This window comes from Pedobacter faecalis, assembly GCF_030182585.1.
Classification (GTDB): domain Bacteria; phylum Bacteroidota; class Bacteroidia; order Sphingobacteriales; family Sphingobacteriaceae; genus Pedobacter; species Pedobacter faecalis.
This window is the reverse complement of the sequence record NZ_JARXOW010000001.1, coordinates 1,600,454-1,615,495: the sequence shown is the minus strand read 5'-3', so window position 1 is coordinate 1,615,495 and position 15,042 is coordinate 1,600,454. Positions and strand designations below refer to the sequence as shown.

Here is a 15,042-nt window from a genome sequence, read left to right as displayed (position 1 = left end):
TATATGTCGCACAGCCATTGGCTTATGCGTCTTTTTAGATATCTTAGCATAATCATCGCCTTCATGGTTCCTTATTGTTCTAAAAATGAATGACTATTAATGGACATAAAGAAGGTACTCCATATATTTTTGCTGCTGATAACAGTATGCTGTCAGCCACTGACCGCACATACATCAGATCGTGTCGGCATTCCTGAGGCAAAAGACGGTATCCTGGATCTTCGAAAGTATTCTTTCAATCAAGAGATCGCGCTGAATGGGGAATGGAAATTTTATTGGCTGAAGCTTGTTAATCCTAAAACAGCAGCGGAAACCGGCGTAAAAGCGCGCTTCCCTTTTCGATGGGATGGGTACAATATGAATGGGGTGAAGCTCCCAAGCTTTGGTTACGCATCATACAGACTTAGGGTGTTGCTGCCTGAAACGACTGAGCAGTTGCAATTGACTATGCCCGATGTTTATTCTGCGTATACACTTTTCATCAACGGGGAAGAAGTGCTGTCGAATGGTCAGGTAAGTAATGACCCCGCCAAATTTATTCCTCACTGGCAGTATAAAGCGGTAGACATTGAGCAGGGAACCGATACGCTCGACCTCGTACTCTATATTGCCAATTTTGTACATAGTAAGGGTGGGGTTAAAAAGCCAATACTGCTCGGACAAAAAATGCATCTGGAAAGTGAGCGGCAACAGGCAGAAGCAATAGATCTTGTGCTGACGGGGTGTTTGTTCATGGGCGGCCTGTTTTTTCTGGGCCTTTACGTGCTCAGTAACCGTGATAATGCTATTCTGTTGTTCTCGCTTTACTCAATAGTTTACAGCTACAGAATCGCTGGCATTGACAATTATGTTCTGCATTCTGTTTTTCCTGATATCAGCTGGTATCTTACCGTTAGACTAGAGTACTGTACCTTATTTTTTGGCATTGGACTATTTGGCTTGTATACGAAGTTCTTGTATCCAAACCAGATGAACAAATACCTCGCAGCCATCATTATTACCATATGTTTTGGATTTGCTATCATCTCTCTCGTAACACCACCTTTGATTTTCACGAGACTGATTAACCCCTTTTTGCTTGTGATGGTTTTTTGCATCGTTTATATACCCTATGTGTATATAGCCGCCTACCGTGCACGCAGGCCTGGCGCGGCCTATGCCTTGGCAAGTTCGGTGGCATTAATGTCGATATTTACCATATCGCTCCTTCATTACTGGACGATCATTCCTCAGTTGCAACTCGTTAGTTTCGCCGGCTATATCAGTTTCTTTTTCCTGCAATCGCTTGTATTATCGCATCGTGTGTCATACATTCTGAAAGAGGCACGGCAACAGGCTGAAACAGGACTGAAAGTGAAAACAGATTTTCTAAGTACGATGAGCCATGAAATACGTACGCCGCTCAACTCTGTTATCGGAATGAGCCATCTTATGCTTAAAAATAATCCTCGCGAAGATCAGGTAAAGCAGTTGGACGTATTGCTGTTTTCTGCTAATCATCTGCTTTCGATAGTTAACGACATTTTGGATTACAACAAGATTGAAGCCGGAATGGCCAAGTTCGAGTACGTGGAAATGGATATTATTTCCCTGGCAGAAAACGTACTCTCCGGGTTGCAAATTCAGGCGCAGCGCAAGGGAATAAGCCTGACCGCCAAGTTAGATAGCCGCATCAGCTTTAAGTTGATCGGTGATCCAACCCGAACTTCACAGGTTATCACTAATCTGGTGCATAACGCAATTAAATTTACCAAGGAGGGCGGTGTAGAACTTCGTATTGATCTTGAAGAAGAAACCGAGACGGCGGTCTGGCTCCGCGTCAGTGTTGCAGATACAGGTATTGGCATATCTCCCGATCACCAGCACATTATCTTCGACCGTTTTACACAGGCTGACTCCTCAACATCAAGAAGTTTCGGCGGTACCGGTTTGGGCCTCTCCATTTGTAAAAGAATTCTGGAGTTGCAAGGTGCAAAGCTTGAGGTTTCCAGTGAAGAAGGAAGAGGATCGGTGTTTTATTTCCGCCAGCGCTTTGATCGTGGTTCTAATGCGGCGGCTCAGCCACCTGCAGTTGAACTCAGAAAAGAGAGGTCGCTGGCTGGCGTGGAGATTTTACTGGTAGAGGACAATCCACTCAATGTGAAAGTGGCTCAGGGATTTTTAAGCAGCTGGGGCGCTCATGTAGACCTGGCAGTAAACGGAAAGGAAGCGCTCGATCTTGTAGATCCGGGCAAGCACAAGGTGGTTCTTATGGATTTACATATGCCCGTTATGGATGGGTATCAATCGGCCCGCGAAATGCGAAGCAGAGGTGTAAATATCCCAATTATCGCATTAACCGCTAATTTGCCAGATGAGATTAAAGACCAGATTGTGATGTCGGGAATTAATGATGTGGTGGTAAAACCCTTCCTCCCTGAAATCTTGCTTTCAATGATTACGCGCTACGTAAGGAAGTGATCATCTGTGTTACCATTGCTTTGGCACTGAGCAGGGCTGCTTCCACAGTGCCCGAAAATTCATTTGAAAGCGCTTCGCCGGCGAAATAAATTTTGTCTGCAACAGGTGTGTTGAGCAGCCTTCTTGCGCTGGTGGTGCGTGGTGTCGGGTAGCTGTACGCGCCATAGATCCATTTATGTTGCTCCCAGTTTGCGATCGCCATAGCCTGGAGATGGCTTTTCACCCTTGCCTCCGACATGCCGAGAGTTCCGGCCAGCGATCTCAGTGCGACCTGCTTCAACTCCTGTTCGGGCAGTTTACTTAATTCTTTTGCATAATTGCCTCCGGCCCATCCGGTAAGTATATTGCTGGTGTAGGGAAGTTGGGTCCACCAGGTTTGTATCGCTTGGTCACTAAAAAGGAATGCCGCATCTTTTGGCCAAATGGGCGTGGAGAAGGAGGCAAATATTTTTATAGCCGCTCCAAAGCCAATATCCCCGGCTGCTTTTTTGTAATCATTTAACGGCGGGAAAAAGGAGAGTTTCGTGTTCTCGTCGGTGTCCGTCAGTCGGGCAAGCGGAACAGTCACAAGAACCTTGTGGGCAGAATACGTTTGCATGGCAGTACGTACCTCGCAAAGTTCTCCGTCCCAGTTAATATTCCTGACACAACAATCTGCATGAAGCTGCACGCCAAGCTTAACGCATCGCTCTATAAGGTATGCTGCCAGCACACCATATCCGGGGCTGATCTGGTAGGTACGGTCTTCTTCCGACCACTCCTTGTACAAAGCTTTAACACTTATTCTGTCTGGGTCGGCTGTATCATAACCTTCTGCATACCGTATCGTTTCAGCCCTTAGTTCTTTACATTCAGGATGCTTGAAGTGGGTGTCTAGGAACTCCATCAGCGTCATATCTCTTTCTATCTGACTCATGGCTTCAAGCAATCCATCCCAACCCTCCATCATCATTTCAGATCGAAGCAGTTTACCTTTCCTTGCCCGATAGGTTGTGCCGTTCACCTCGCTGTAAGATATTCCAGCCTCGTTCAATAAAGAGAATGTAAGATCAGCTTCGCCATGTATAAATTCAGCACCATATTTAAGGCTCGAACTAAACCCTTCTATTTTCAAATCCAAAATGCGACCACCGAAACGATCGGAAGCTTCAAGGATAGTTACTTCACACAATTCACCGAGCAGACTGGCAGCATATAGCCCAGATATACCGCCGCCAACTATTATCACAGATTGCTTATCCATTTAAAGTTTAACAGATAAACCGGCATAGAAGTTTCTTTTTGCAGCGGCGTTGAAATATCTGCCTCCGAAAGCGTTCAGGTCATTTCCCAAACTGTAGTGCTGATTAAGAAGGTTATCTGCCCCAACGTACAGAACAATTGGTGTATAGCCGGCCCGAAAGGTTTTTGCAGCTTTGGCTTGTACAAGATGATATTTGGCGCCAAAGATGGTATTTGCGTCGTTTAGCGGGATGGAAGATGTGTACAGATGCTGTAAGAACAAACTGTACTGACCAGATAATACCAGATCGGCGCTTGCTGAAGAAACAGTTTTAGGTACACCGGTAAGCATGTTACCCGAATAATCGTTTCCAGCATTTAAGTACCCACGGAAACGGAAGTGACTAAGCGTCCACGAATTTTGTACCTGAAGAGATCGCAGCAAGCCAGAGGAACGGGGTGGCAAAAGCCATAATGACATACTTGTTTCAAGGCCTTCTTGCCTTGTACCGCCGGAATTTATAAAATACTCAGTGTCCGCGGCGTCCACACGTCTTACGATTGCCGCTCTAAGCTGATAAAAGAAATAATTCAAGTCAATTTCCAATTTTCGGTTTGCCGACCTGTAGTTAATCCCTCCTTCCGTATTCCAGCCATGCTCAGCTTCCAGTCCGGTATTCACCAGCTGGTTTGAGGCGCGAACTTCTGCCAGGGTGGGTGGGGAGTAGCCCCGGCTGGCGGAAGCTCTGAGGGTAAGGTTGTCATTTCTACGGTAGGAAACAGCCAGACGCGGCATTATCTGCTTATCAAAACTTATTTTTTCACGACCCGAGGGCGTGGGCATCAGCGTTTGGAAATGGTAGTTGAAAAGATTTAGACTTGTTGAAAGTTCGACAAGCACCTTGTTATGTAGGTCGAAACTAACCTGAGCGAAAGCAAAATTCGAATGTGCTGTCAGATCATCGGCCGACTGCTGCGGTCCTCGCAGACCTCCGTAATTATCGTAATTGTCGACGTCCGAGCGTGTGCGCGTTCCTTCTATTCCGAGATTAGCGTTGATGGTGACTTCGGATAATTCCCTTGTATATTCCAGGTAAGTACGCAAACCAAGGCTTTGTTCCTTGCGTGTTTCAAAGTTGGTGATGAAAGGATTTTTGAAATCGGTATGTGAGCCATAAACACTAATCAAATATCTTAGGTCTTTATTGATCAGCCAATTGTTGGATACCCCTCCGTAAAATGTCCGGCTATAAATTCCCGCCTTCTGTTCTGCCGCACCAGGGGTGGTGCCTGTTGCTGGTCTCGACGCTCTCGGATTTAAAGTAAATTGCTGGGCAGTTAGTCCCCCCGGCGTCTGGTACTCCAGGTCAGAATAGAAGGCGAAAACTTTTAGAACTGCGTCGGTACTATAACGGAACTCATGCAGAGCCTGAATGTACTTTCGTTCCATGGCACTATGATCCCGGTACCCGTCACTCCGCTGGTAAGCCTGAGTCAGCCTCAGTTTATAACGATCGGAGGTCAGGCTATAGCCAGCCGATTGCCTGAAAAGCCCGAACGACCCAGCTTCAATACTAACCGAAGGGCCTTCTGAATTGTTACCTGGGTCAACAAGGATCACGCCGCCTGAATTAGCGCCATATACACTGCTTTGGGGCCCTTTCAGTATTTGGATTCCCGATATTGCCGCCGCGTCGATCGCGTTAAGGTAACTGTTGCCGCCCGCATCAGTCAATGGGAACTCGTCTAAATAGATTTTTACATTTCTAACACCAAACGGCGAACGCAGTAGACTTCCGCGGATGGAGAGCCGGTAACTACCAGGAGAACGCTCGTCCATCCGGATCCCGGGCAAAGTGTTCATGGCCGACACCAGCGAGCTGGAGGGCTGCCTGCTCAATGCGGTCGAATCAATTAAGCTTATCGATCCTGTGCTTCTCTGGAGTGTCTGCTCGGAAAAGTAGGGCCGTATTACGATTTCCCTCAGGGTTTTACTTGTGTCTGACTGCGCGCTGGTGGAAGTCGCCCAAAAGGCAAAAAGCCATACACTTGTTATTCTTTTCATCTGTTTATTTATATCTTTAACCGGTTTTTATCAAAGGAGTTTGATAAATAACCGCTTTTTTTTCTCTTTCACCTAATCGTTTTAAAAATGTCAGACACGTCAAAGATTATTTATACTAAAACAGACGAAGCGCCGCTTTTGGCAACCTATTCTTTTTTACCGATAGTTCAGGCTTTCACCGCATCAGCAGGTATTGATGTAGAGATAAGGGATATTTCCCTGGCAGGAAGAATATTAGCGAATTTTCCGGAGTTTTTGAACGAGGGCCAGAGGATTGAGGATGCTTTAACTGAGCTGGGTAAGCTTGCCACCCAACCTGAGGCAAATATCATAAAGCTGCCCAATATTTCTGCTTCCATCCCGCAGTTGAAGGGTGCAATAGCTGAACTTCAGGCTCAGGGTTATGCGCTTCCTGATTATCCGGAAGATGCGCAAACCGATGAAGAAAAGACGATCAAAGCTAAATACGCCAAGGTTTTGGGGTCGGCTGTAAACCCGGTTTTACGTGAGGGTAATTCCGACCGCAGAGCTCCTAAAGCAGTGAAGAATTATGCAAAGGCAAATCCTCACAGTATGGGTGCCTGGTCGCCGGATTCGAAAACCCGTGTTGCAAGCATGAACGAGGGAGACTTTTATGGATCTGAGAAGTCTGTTACCGTAGCTGAAGACACGCAATTTAAAATTGATTTTATAGGTGCCGATGGTGCAGTAACCGAGCTGAAAGGACTTTCTCCTTTGAAGGCCGGTGAGGTGATTGATAGTTCGGCAATGAGTATTTCAAAGCTGAAGTCTTTTGTCGCCAGAACGATTTCAGAGGCAAAGGACGCAGGAGTGTTGTTATCTGCGCATCTGAAAGCGACGATGATGAAAGTGTCTGATCCAATCATCTTCGGCGCTATCGTTGAGGTTTATTTCGCTGACGTCTTTGAAAAATATGCAGACTTGTTTACGGAACTGAACGTTGACACCCGGAATGGTCTTGGCGATGTATACGCAAAAATCTCCGGAAACGCACTGGAGGCTGAGGTGAAAGCCGCCATTGATGCTGCCATTGCCAACGGACCCGCGCTCGCGATGGTAAATTCTGATAAAGGCATCACCAACCTGCATGTCCCTTCAGATGTCATTGTCGACGCTTCTATGCCTGCGATGATCCGTACCTCAGGTCAGATGTGGAATAAAGATAACAAGCAGCAGGATACTATAGCTATAATCCCAGACCGGAGTTACGCCGGAGTATATACAGCTACAATCGACGATTGTAAGGCCAACGGAACTTTTGATGTAAAAACCATGGGTTCTGTCCCTAACGTCGGTCTGATGGCTCAGAAAGCTGAGGAGTATGGTTCGCACGACAAAACGTTCCAGGCAACGGGTACAGGTGTTATCCGGGTTATGGATGCCGCGGGGAACGTCTTTTTTGAGCAGGCTGTAGAAGAAGGTGATATATTCCGTATGTGCCAGACCAAAGACGCGCCGATCCAGGACTGGGTTAAGCTTGCGGTAAACCGGGCCCGCTTGTCGGCCACACCGGCTGTGTTTTGGCTCGATGAAAACAGGGCTCACGACCGTGAGATTATTGCCAAAGTAAAGACTTACCTGAATGATCACGATACTTCTGGCCTGGATATCCGCATCCTGGCTCCTGTGGAGGCTACAAGATTTACACTTGAGCGCATAAGAAAAGGAGAGGATACCATATCCGTAACCGGTAATGTGCTCCGTGATTATCTGACAGACTTGTTCCCGATACTTGAATTGGGAACTTCAGCTAAGATGCTCTCTATTGTACCGTTGATGAATGGTGGTGGCCTGTTTGAAACAGGTGCAGGAGGATCTGCTCCCAAGCATGTGGAGCAATTTCTGCAGGAAGGATATTTACGTTGGGATTCTTTAGGAGAATTTCTAGCGCTCGCAGTTTCACTTGAACACCTTGGTCAGACCCAGAATAATGCGAAGGCACTTGTTTTAGCTGAAGCGCTTGACGCCGCCACGGAGAAGTTTCTTGCTAATGACAAGTCGCCCGCCCGGAGAGTCGGACAGATCGACAACCGCGGATCTCACTTCTATCTGGCGACGTATTGGGCTGAAGCCTTAGCAGCCCAGACTAAAGATGCGGAACTACAGCATACATTTGCTCCGCTGGCAAAGCTCCTGTCAGAAAATGAAAACGTAATATCTGAGGAACTGATCGCTGCACAGGGTAAACCTCAGGATATAGGCGGGTATTATCATCCCAACGATGAGTTGGCCTTTAAAGCAATGCGTCCAAGTGCTACGCTGAACTCAGCACTTGAAACGATAAAGGTGTAATTCCCTCCATTATTAAAGTTTGAAGCCCGCCTATCTGTACCATAGGCGGGCTTTTTTGCGGCAAACAAAGTGGTCTGGTCGGGCGTTATCTATTCAAAACAGACAACTATGAACACAGAAAACAATAAAGAAGATTTTAAGGAGCCTGCACGCGATCTCATCCATCGTGACGATCTGGGAGAAACCCGGGATTTCGAGAACCTTTCTTTCGACAAGGACAAAAACACATTTGAAGTTGATGTTAAAGGAGATGACAAGGATTACGATCATCCTTTTGGATATGAAGTACCTTCTGATAATGGGGCAGATTTTGACTCGACCTTTGATGAGGCCAATCCCTATATAGGTGATGAATATGCTGATAAGGAAACTCAGGCTGAGAAAACTCTGGAGCAACTTGGGATGCATGTAGACGAAGGTGAAAGCGTTGTTTTAGATCCTGAAGATGAGTTCCTTGCGCGGACGCCAGAGGATGAGCGCGACGACCTTGATGAAGAGGGCTATCCGATAAATGACCGGCCGGTCAGTTAACTGTTGATGTCGAGGTTGAACATCCGGCGCAGGTCTTCCAGTTTCGGGTTCTTTTCTACCAGGTACTGATAGCGCTCTGTGCTGGTGTAAAGCCTGTTAACCACGGGCCGGACGATCTGCTTTGCTTTAACGGTAACATTAAAGTTTTTTAAGCGCGGCCGTAAGAAGTTTAGCAGGTCGATCATTTCATCATGCAGCAGACCCTCCTGAATTTTATGTTCTACATGCACGGTTATTTCTTCAGGCCGATCTAAAACCGGATCGTCACAGGTAAGCAGAGTGTATACATTTATCTTACCCTTCTCTTTCACAAGCGATGCATATTCTTTCCAATGAACAAGCAATTGATCGAAAGTGAAGGGCTCAGCATCGTTCCCGGTCAGATATTTAGGTTCTTTATCGTTATCACCACTGGCGATACTTTCAAGATCTGTTAAAGAAGGGATGAGCATGGAAGCCTTAGAAGTTCCGGCTGATGGTTTTAGCGCAATTTTATTCTGGGGCGGCGCAGGAGTGGCGGGGGCAGGTACATTCTTTGAAACCGCTGAGTCGGGTACTACTGATGTTTTTTCCAGAACTGACTCGACTTTTTTTATTTCCTCAATGACTAAATTCGTTTTTTTTTTAATCTGAGCATTGTCAGTGTCTGTGTGTGCCGCAAGAGGTTGAGACAACCTGACCACTGATTCTATATGACACATTTTTATGAGCGTAAGCTCTACCTGAAGGCGCTGATTCTTGCTGTTTTTATAGTTAAGATCACACTGATTGGCAAGATTGAGTGCCGTTAGTATAAACGATGCTGACAGAGCCTGACCCTGACTGATATATTTTTGTTTGATGTTCTCACTTACTTCCAGCAATTTGGTTGTCTGTGGATCTTTAGATACCAAGAGGTTGCGAAGATGACTTGCCAGGCCGTTGATAAAATTATTTCCGTCGAAGCCGTTATTTAATATTTCATCGAAAAGCACCAATGCACCGCTTATATCGGAAGAAACCAGCAATTGTGTCAGTTTGAAATAGTAATCGTAATCAAGAATATTCAGGTTCTCAATTACAGATTTATAGGTAAGATTCCGGTTGGTGTAACTAACAATCTGATCGAACATAGACAGGGCATCCCTTAATCCACCGTCGGCTTTCTGCGCAATAATATGGAGCCCGTCGGGTTCTGCAAGAATGTTTTCCCGCTTCGCAATCCTGCCCAGATGCTCCGAAATATCCTCAACATGGATTCTGTTAAAGTCAAAAATCTGACACCTGGATAAAATTGTCGGTAATATCTTATGCTTCTCAGTGGTCGCCAAGATAAAGATGGCATAAGAAGGAGGTTCTTCAAGCGTTTTCAAAAAGGCATTAAATGCACTTGCAGAAAGCATGTGAACCTCATCAATAATGTAAGTTTTGTACTTACCCCCCTGAGGCGGTATGCGTACCTGTTCAATAAGGCTGCGAATGTCGTCTACCGAGTTATTGGAGGCCGCATCCAATTCATGGAAATTAAAGGAATGCCCGCTCTGAAAAGAGAGACAGGATTCACACTCACCGCAGGCCTCCTGCTCAGCAGTAAGGGATGTGCAGTTTATGGTCTTGGCCAAAATCCTTGCGCAGGTGGTTTTACCTACGCCACGCGGACCGCAAAAAAGGAACGCCTGGGCTAACTGATTGTTTTTGATGGCATTTTTAAGCGTGCCGGTAATGTGGTGTTGTCCAACAACCGTTTCGAAGGTTGCAGGACGGTATTTCCGGGCAGAAACTATGAAATTATCCATCGCAACGAAATTAAGAAATTTTGCGGAGCTACGCATTGCGGTGTATGTTTTTTATTTTACCGTCGGTGCCTAGGGCTAACCAATTGACATTTCAATAGTTGGTGTTTGTTTGTTGAAAATTTATTCCTATTTTTGCGTCCCGTTATAAAGCGGAAAAAACATAAATATTTAAATAACAATGAATCAGTACGAAACTGTTATCGTTCTAACCCCGTTGTTGTCAGAAGAAGTTGCTAAAGAAGCGATTGCTAAATTTACCAAGATTCTTACTGATGGCGGAGCCGAAATTGTCCAAGCGGACAATTGGGGTTTGAGAAAATTAGCGTATCCTATTGCAAAAAAAGCAAGTGGATTTTTTCACCTGACAGAGTATAAGTCTTCAGGCGAATTGATTAGTAAACTGGAATTGGAGCTTAAGCGCGACGAGCGTGTTATGCGTTTCCTTACTGTTAAGCTTGACCGTCATGCGGTAGCTTACAACGAGAAGAAACGTAGCGGAGCTTTTAACAAAAAACCAAAACAGGAGGCTGCAGTATAATGGCAAAGGATCAGATACAATATGTTACCGCTCCAAAAGTGGACGATAACAGAAAGAAATACTGCCGTTTCAAAAAGAACGGAATCAAGTATATCGATTATAAAGACGCAAACTTTCTTTTGAAGTTTATCAACGATCAGGGCAAGCTTTTACCCCGCCGTTTAACTGGTACTTCATTGAAGTTTCAACGTAAAGTAGCACAAGCAGTTAAGCGTGCGCGTCATATTGGTTTATTACCGTTTGTTGCTGACCAGTTAAAATAGGAGTTGAGATGGAAGTTATTTTAAAACAAGATATCAAATCCCTAGGGGAAAAAGATGATATCGTAACTGTTAAGCCTGGGTATGGCCGTAATTACCTGATTCCTCAGGGTTACGCGCAGTTGGCTACCGCTTCTGCAAAGAAAGTTCTTGCTGAGAATCTTAAGCAGGCTGCCTTTAAGCAGGATAAGATTAAGAAAGATGCGGAAGGTGTTGCTGCTAAGCTTGCAGATGTTAAATTGAGCATAGGCGCTAAAGCTGGTGAAACAGGAAAGATCTTCGGTGCTGTGAATACCATCATGATTGCTGATGCTTTGAAGCAAAAAGGTTTTGATGTAGATCGTCGCCGTATTACTTTTGAAACTGAACCTAAGTTTGTTGGGGAATACGTAGCAAACTTAAACTTACACAAAGAGGTGAAAGTTAAAGTTCCTTTTGAAGTAGTAGCAGAATAATTGCTGATTGAATTTATAAAAGCGTCCTGTTTCTCAGGGCGCTTTTTTTTTTAGACAGAAAATCAAAGACAAACCAATCGTGAAGCGTTCCAAGAGTAAATCGAAATCTACGGGTGCAACAAAAGTCGTTCATATTGCGCTTAAAATCTTGCTTTGGTTTGTCACAGTTACAGTTCTCTGGGTATTTGCGTATCGGTTCGTGAATCCGCCAATTACTATTTTAATGATTCAGCGCAATGCTGAGCGGGACAGTCAAAGTAAGCCAGTCAAAATGCAAAAGAAGTGGCGCGACTTAGAAGACATCAGCGTCCACATGAGAAATGCCGTCATCGCGGCCGAAGATCAGCGGTTTTTAACCCATTGGGGCTTCGATCTTAAAGCCATAGAGAACGCTTACACCACAAATAAAAAAGGCAAAAGGCTTAAAGGCGGCAGTACGATAACCCAGCAAACAGCTAAAAATGTTTTTCTGTGGCCCGGTCGGTCCTGGATACGAAAAGGCTTTGAGGCCTACTTCTCCGTACTTATAGAAGTGCTTTGGAGTAAAAAAAGGATTCTTGAAGTCTATCTCAATGTAATAGAGATGGGCGATGGCATTTATGGTGCTGAGGCGGCCTCGCAGAGCTACTTCGACAAATCCAGTAATAAATTAACCAGAGCACAGGCAGCACTCATCGCCGCGTGTTTGCCAAATCCCCGGCGCTGGAGTCCTAAAAAGCCCACTTCTTATATTCTCCGCAGACAATACCTGATCATGAAAAATATGCGCAGACTTGGAATCCCGAAAAGTATATAATATGCTTAGGCGAACACCTTGGCGTGCCAGCTTTGTCCAAAAGGGACTTCCCATTTTGACTCAAATTCCTCCAGCGTGGTTACCAGGTTATTAAATACGATAGTTTCAGGCCCTACGGCTTTAATATCTACTAAAGTCTGGAAATCTTCTTTGGTGGCAACGACGACTACGTCATTTACCTTGTACGCCATATTAAAGCGGTCGAAAAGATCAACCTGATATTCCTGCTCAATTTCCTTGATGACACGTACCGACGCGTCAATAGAACAACCCGTTGCAGAAGCCGAAGCTTCATCTACAACCAGCACGATAAAGAAATCATGAACAATCTCTGCTTTAGCTTTTAATGCCTGTCCGTGAGCAGTCCACTGACTCAAGAAGGTGTCCAACCGTTTCCGTATAGCCTGCACCTCGTCTGAAGTAAATTTCCGATTGCTCTGGTATACCCAGACCTTAGATTGTGGAGAAAAACTCATGTCTCAAAAATACGAAATTAATTAACTTCAGCTACGATTTAATAACGTAGTCAAGCTTCTAAAAAGTATGTTCATCGCTAAATCCATATTTTCTGTAAAAAGTGGATTGTTCCTGGCATCAGCAGCATTCTGTCTGTCATTTGCATTTGTTGCCTCGCCTGAGGAAGACGCGACAAATGTGCAGGAATTGTTAAAGAATCATCATAACGACAACGCAACAAGTCATAGGTTAAAACGGTTTGAACTCCATGTTACCAACACAGGCTTTTGCCGGTACAAGCGTTTCTTAGCAGCAGGAAAGATTGAGTATTTTTCTTTTAATGTAGCCAAATTCGTGGATATGGACTATTACGGGTCAGACAAAGAGGGTACATTGTACCTGCGTACCAAAGCTGAAGATGTTATTGTGCAGACCTACCACGACAAAGGTGGCGATATAGACAGTGTGTCGACCTACATGAGCATCCCAATCAGGAATATAGAGCCAGAGATGTTAGCCGATCTTCGGACAAGGCTTATCAGAATGAGTTCAAGGCAGCTTGCTCAAAAATAGTATGCTGTTTGAACCGGGTCACCGGTCCGTTGATGTGGTAAACTTCAGTTTCCTCATGTCTTGATGCAACAATAATTCTCGTGTCTATAGCATGGCGTTCAAACATGCCCTGCACCAGATCCGCACAGTTGTTTTGAGCCGATAAGTGTGCCAGGATAAGATGGGTCATAAAAGCCGGCTTGTGGTCCATAAATAGCTCCAGCGCTTTTTGATTCGATAAGTGACCAGAGCCGCCGCTGATCCTGCGTTTCAGGAAATATGGATAGTTGCTTTTCATTAGAAGCTCATCGTCGTAATTGGCTTCAAGAAAGGCGGCGTGACAACGCTTGAATTGATTGGTTAGCTGATCGCATACGCGGCCGATGTCTGTAAATACGCCTACATTCGTTTCTCCGCATGAAACCACAAAGCTGTAAGGCTCTGCGGCGTCGTGATGCTTGGCAAAAGTGAAGATTGTCAGCTCACCAATCTGAACGCTCTGCTGGTCGGACAGCGAGCGTAAAAGGTAGGACGGAAGTTCGAAACGACACTTAAGCAAGGTCTTGTTAGAAATGTAGACCGGAACCTGATACTTGCTAGCCAGCCCGCACACACCTTTTATATGATCTGTATGTTCGTGGGATATAAATATTGCACGAATATGCTGCATAGGCAAGCCCAGCCTGCGCATTCTTGTTTCAGTGAGCCGACACGAAATGCCGGCATCAATTAAGACAGCATCTTGCTTATTGCCCACAAAGTAACAGTTGCCGTTACTGCCTGAGTTCAAAGAAGCAATATTCAATTGACTACAATCCATTTGCCCGTGCGGTGATTTCAGCAATATCCAAAACCTGGACATCCTGATCCTTCTCTTTCAGCTTCACGCCATCCCTCAGCATGGTCATGCAAAACGGGCAGCCTGCCGCTATAATATCCGGCTGTAAAGCAAGCGCTTCCTCCGTTCTTTCGATATTGATATCTTTTCTCCCTGGTTCGGGTTCTTTGAACATCTGAGCTCCGCCTGCTCCGCAGCATAGGCCTCCCGACTTGCAGCGTTTCATCTCAACCAGATCGGCATCCAATGCCTCAAGGGCAGCGCGCGGTGCTTCATATATATTGTTGCCGCGACCAAGATAACAGGGGTCGTGAAAGGTGATTTTTTTTCCTTTAAACTGCGCCCCGCCTTCTGCTTTCAGCTTGCCCTCGTTAATCAACTGCTGAATTAACTGAGAATGATGGATAACTTCATAACTCCCGCCCAGTCCCGGATACTCATTTCTGATCGTGTTGAAACAATGCGGGCATCCGGTAACGATCTTTTTAACGTTATAGCCATTTAACAATTCAATATTGGCCATTGCCTGCATTTGAAACAAGAATTCATTGCCCGCACGTTTTGCCGGGTCGCCGGTACAGCTCTCTTCTGTTCCAAGAACAGCATACTTTAAGCCAACGTGATGCAGTATCTTGCATATATCCCGGGTAATCTTTTGTGCCCGCTCGTCATAGCTGCCCGCACAACCAACCCAAAACAATATCTCCGGCTCTTCACCCTTGGCAATCAGTTCGGCCATTGTTGGCACCTTAAAATTCAGTTGTTCGCTCATTCCACAGCGT

14 protein-coding genes are annotated in these 15,042 nt (G+C 45.4%); 8 read left to right on the top strand and 6 right to left on the bottom strand.

The window, feature by feature from the left end:
* The first annotated feature begins 99 nt into the window (after positions 1–99).
* Positions 100–2,460, top strand: a complete 2,361-nt coding sequence (locus QEP07_RS07190; protein WP_285009234.1) for an ATP-binding protein — start codon at positions 100–102, stop codon at positions 2,458–2,460.
* Here the strand turns inward: QEP07_RS07190 and QEP07_RS07185 are convergent.
* Positions 2,438–3,703, bottom strand: a complete 1,266-nt coding sequence (locus tag QEP07_RS07185; RefSeq protein ID WP_285009233.1) for a flavin monoamine oxidase family protein — start codon at positions 3,701–3,703, stop codon at positions 2,438–2,440. The genes QEP07_RS07190 and QEP07_RS07185 overlap by 23 nt on opposite strands.
* Entirely contained in the window at positions 3,704–5,746 is a 2,043-nt protein-coding gene (locus tag QEP07_RS07180) for a TonB-dependent receptor (protein WP_285009232.1), read from the bottom strand. It abuts the gene before it with no gap.
* 87 nt (positions 5,747–5,833) lie between these two features.
* On the opposite strand from QEP07_RS07180, the gene QEP07_RS07175 reads away from it, so the two are divergent.
* Together QEP07_RS07175 and QEP07_RS07170 are read left to right on the top strand one after the other, a co-directional pair.
* Complete coding sequence (locus tag QEP07_RS07175; RefSeq protein WP_285009231.1) at positions 5,834–8,059, top strand: NADP-dependent isocitrate dehydrogenase; 2,226 nt, start codon at positions 5,834–5,836, stop codon at positions 8,057–8,059.
* A gap of 108 nt (positions 8,060–8,167) precedes the next feature.
* Positions 8,168–8,590: a hypothetical protein gene (locus QEP07_RS07170; protein ID WP_285009230.1), complete on the top strand. Its 423-nt coding sequence runs from the start codon at positions 8,168–8,170 to the stop codon at positions 8,588–8,590.
* Here QEP07_RS07170 and QEP07_RS07165 read toward each other — a convergent pair.
* The gene (locus QEP07_RS07165) at positions 8,587–10,365 is read right to left on the bottom strand and encodes a DNA polymerase III subunit gamma/tau (protein WP_285009229.1); all 1,779 of its coding nucleotides are present in this window, start codon (positions 10,363–10,365) and stop codon (positions 8,587–8,589) included. The genes QEP07_RS07170 and QEP07_RS07165 overlap by 4 nt on opposite strands.
* Positions 10,366–10,543: 178 nt before the next feature.
* Here QEP07_RS07165 and rpsF point away from each other — a divergent pair, with 178 nt between their 5' ends.
* The 4 genes from rpsF to mtgA all read left to right on the top strand — a co-directional run bounded on the left by rpsF (position 10,544) and on the right by mtgA (position 12,414).
* A complete protein-coding gene (gene rpsF, locus QEP07_RS07160; protein ID WP_256004142.1) occupies positions 10,544–10,903 on the top strand; it encodes a 30S ribosomal protein S6 in 360 nt (119 codons plus the stop codon).
* On the top strand, positions 10,903–11,166 hold the full coding sequence (gene rpsR, locus QEP07_RS07155) for a 30S ribosomal protein S18 (protein ID WP_131594648.1): 264 nt from the start codon (positions 10,903–10,905) through the stop codon (positions 11,164–11,166). Before rpsF ends, rpsR begins: the two co-directional genes overlap by 1 nt.
* Positions 11,167–11,174: 8 nt before the next feature.
* Positions 11,175–11,618 carry a 50S ribosomal protein L9 gene (gene rplI / locus QEP07_RS07150; RefSeq protein WP_256004143.1) on the top strand — a complete coding sequence of 148 codons (444 nt, stop codon included), beginning with the start codon at positions 11,175–11,177 and terminating at the stop codon, positions 11,616–11,618.
* 79 nt (positions 11,619–11,697) lie between these two features.
* Positions 11,698–12,414 (top strand): monofunctional biosynthetic peptidoglycan transglycosylase, encoded by a 717-nt coding sequence (gene mtgA, locus QEP07_RS07145; protein ID WP_350223363.1) that lies wholly within the window; start codon positions 11,698–11,700, stop codon positions 12,412–12,414.
* A gap of 5 nt (positions 12,415–12,419) precedes the next feature.
* Here mtgA and QEP07_RS07140 read toward each other — a convergent pair whose 3' ends face one another.
* Complete coding sequence (locus QEP07_RS07140; protein WP_285009228.1) at positions 12,420–12,890, bottom strand: glycosyltransferase family 47 protein; 471 nt, start codon at positions 12,888–12,890, stop codon at positions 12,420–12,422.
* 67 nt (positions 12,891–12,957) lie between these two features.
* Here QEP07_RS07140 and QEP07_RS07135 point away from each other — a divergent pair, with 67 nt between their 5' ends.
* Positions 12,958–13,443, top strand: a complete 486-nt coding sequence (locus tag QEP07_RS07135) for a hypothetical protein (RefSeq protein WP_285009227.1) — start codon at positions 12,958–12,960, stop codon at positions 13,441–13,443.
* Here QEP07_RS07135 and QEP07_RS07130 read toward each other — a convergent pair.
* Both QEP07_RS07130 and QEP07_RS07125 read right to left on the bottom strand, forming a co-directional pair.
* Complete coding sequence (locus QEP07_RS07130; protein WP_285009226.1) at positions 13,409–14,242, bottom strand: MBL fold metallo-hydrolase; 834 nt, start codon at positions 14,240–14,242, stop codon at positions 13,409–13,411. The genes QEP07_RS07135 and QEP07_RS07130 overlap by 35 nt on opposite strands.
* Entirely contained in the window at positions 14,232–15,032 is an 801-nt protein-coding gene (locus QEP07_RS07125; protein WP_256004148.1) for a (Fe-S)-binding protein, read from the bottom strand. Before QEP07_RS07125 ends, QEP07_RS07130 begins: the two co-directional genes overlap by 11 nt.
* Positions 15,033–15,042: the final 10 nt, after the last annotated feature.

Bases quoted from the DNA above. Each gene is read 5' to 3' on its own strand.
- QEP07_RS07185 (WP_285009233.1), bottom strand. From the start codon at position 3,703: ATGGATAAGCAATCTGTGATAATAGTTGGCGGCGGTATATCTGGGCTA.
- QEP07_RS07180 (WP_285009232.1), bottom strand. From the start codon at position 5,746: ATGAAAAGAATAACAAGTGTATGGCTTTTTGCCTTTTGGGCGACTTCC.
- QEP07_RS07130 (WP_285009226.1), bottom strand. From the start codon at position 14,242: ATGGATTGTAGTCAATTGAATATTGCTTCTTTGAACTCAGGCAGTAAC.
- QEP07_RS07140 (WP_285009228.1), bottom strand. From the start codon at position 12,890: ATGAGTTTTTCTCCACAATCTAAGGTCTGGGTATACCAGAGCAATCGG.
- QEP07_RS07190 (WP_285009234.1), top strand. From the start codon at position 100: ATGGACATAAAGAAGGTACTCCATATATTTTTGCTGCTGATAACAGTA.
- QEP07_RS07170 (WP_285009230.1), top strand. From the start codon at position 8,168: ATGAACACAGAAAACAATAAAGAAGATTTTAAGGAGCCTGCACGCGAT.
- QEP07_RS07165 (WP_285009229.1), bottom strand. From the start codon at position 10,365: ATGGATAATTTCATAGTTTCTGCCCGGAAATACCGTCCTGCAACCTTC.
- QEP07_RS07125 (WP_256004148.1), bottom strand. From the start codon at position 15,032: ATGAGCGAACAACTGAATTTTAAGGTGCCAACAATGGCCGAACTGATT.
- rplI (WP_256004143.1), top strand. From the start codon at position 11,175: ATGGAAGTTATTTTAAAACAAGATATCAAATCCCTAGGGGAAAAAGAT.
- QEP07_RS07135 (WP_285009227.1), top strand. From the start codon at position 12,958: ATGTTCATCGCTAAATCCATATTTTCTGTAAAAAGTGGATTGTTCCTG.
- rpsR (WP_131594648.1), top strand. From the start codon at position 10,903: ATGGCAAAGGATCAGATACAATATGTTACCGCTCCAAAAGTGGACGAT.
- QEP07_RS07175 (WP_285009231.1), top strand. From the start codon at position 5,834: ATGTCAGACACGTCAAAGATTATTTATACTAAAACAGACGAAGCGCCG.
- rpsF (WP_256004142.1), top strand. From the start codon at position 10,544: ATGAATCAGTACGAAACTGTTATCGTTCTAACCCCGTTGTTGTCAGAA.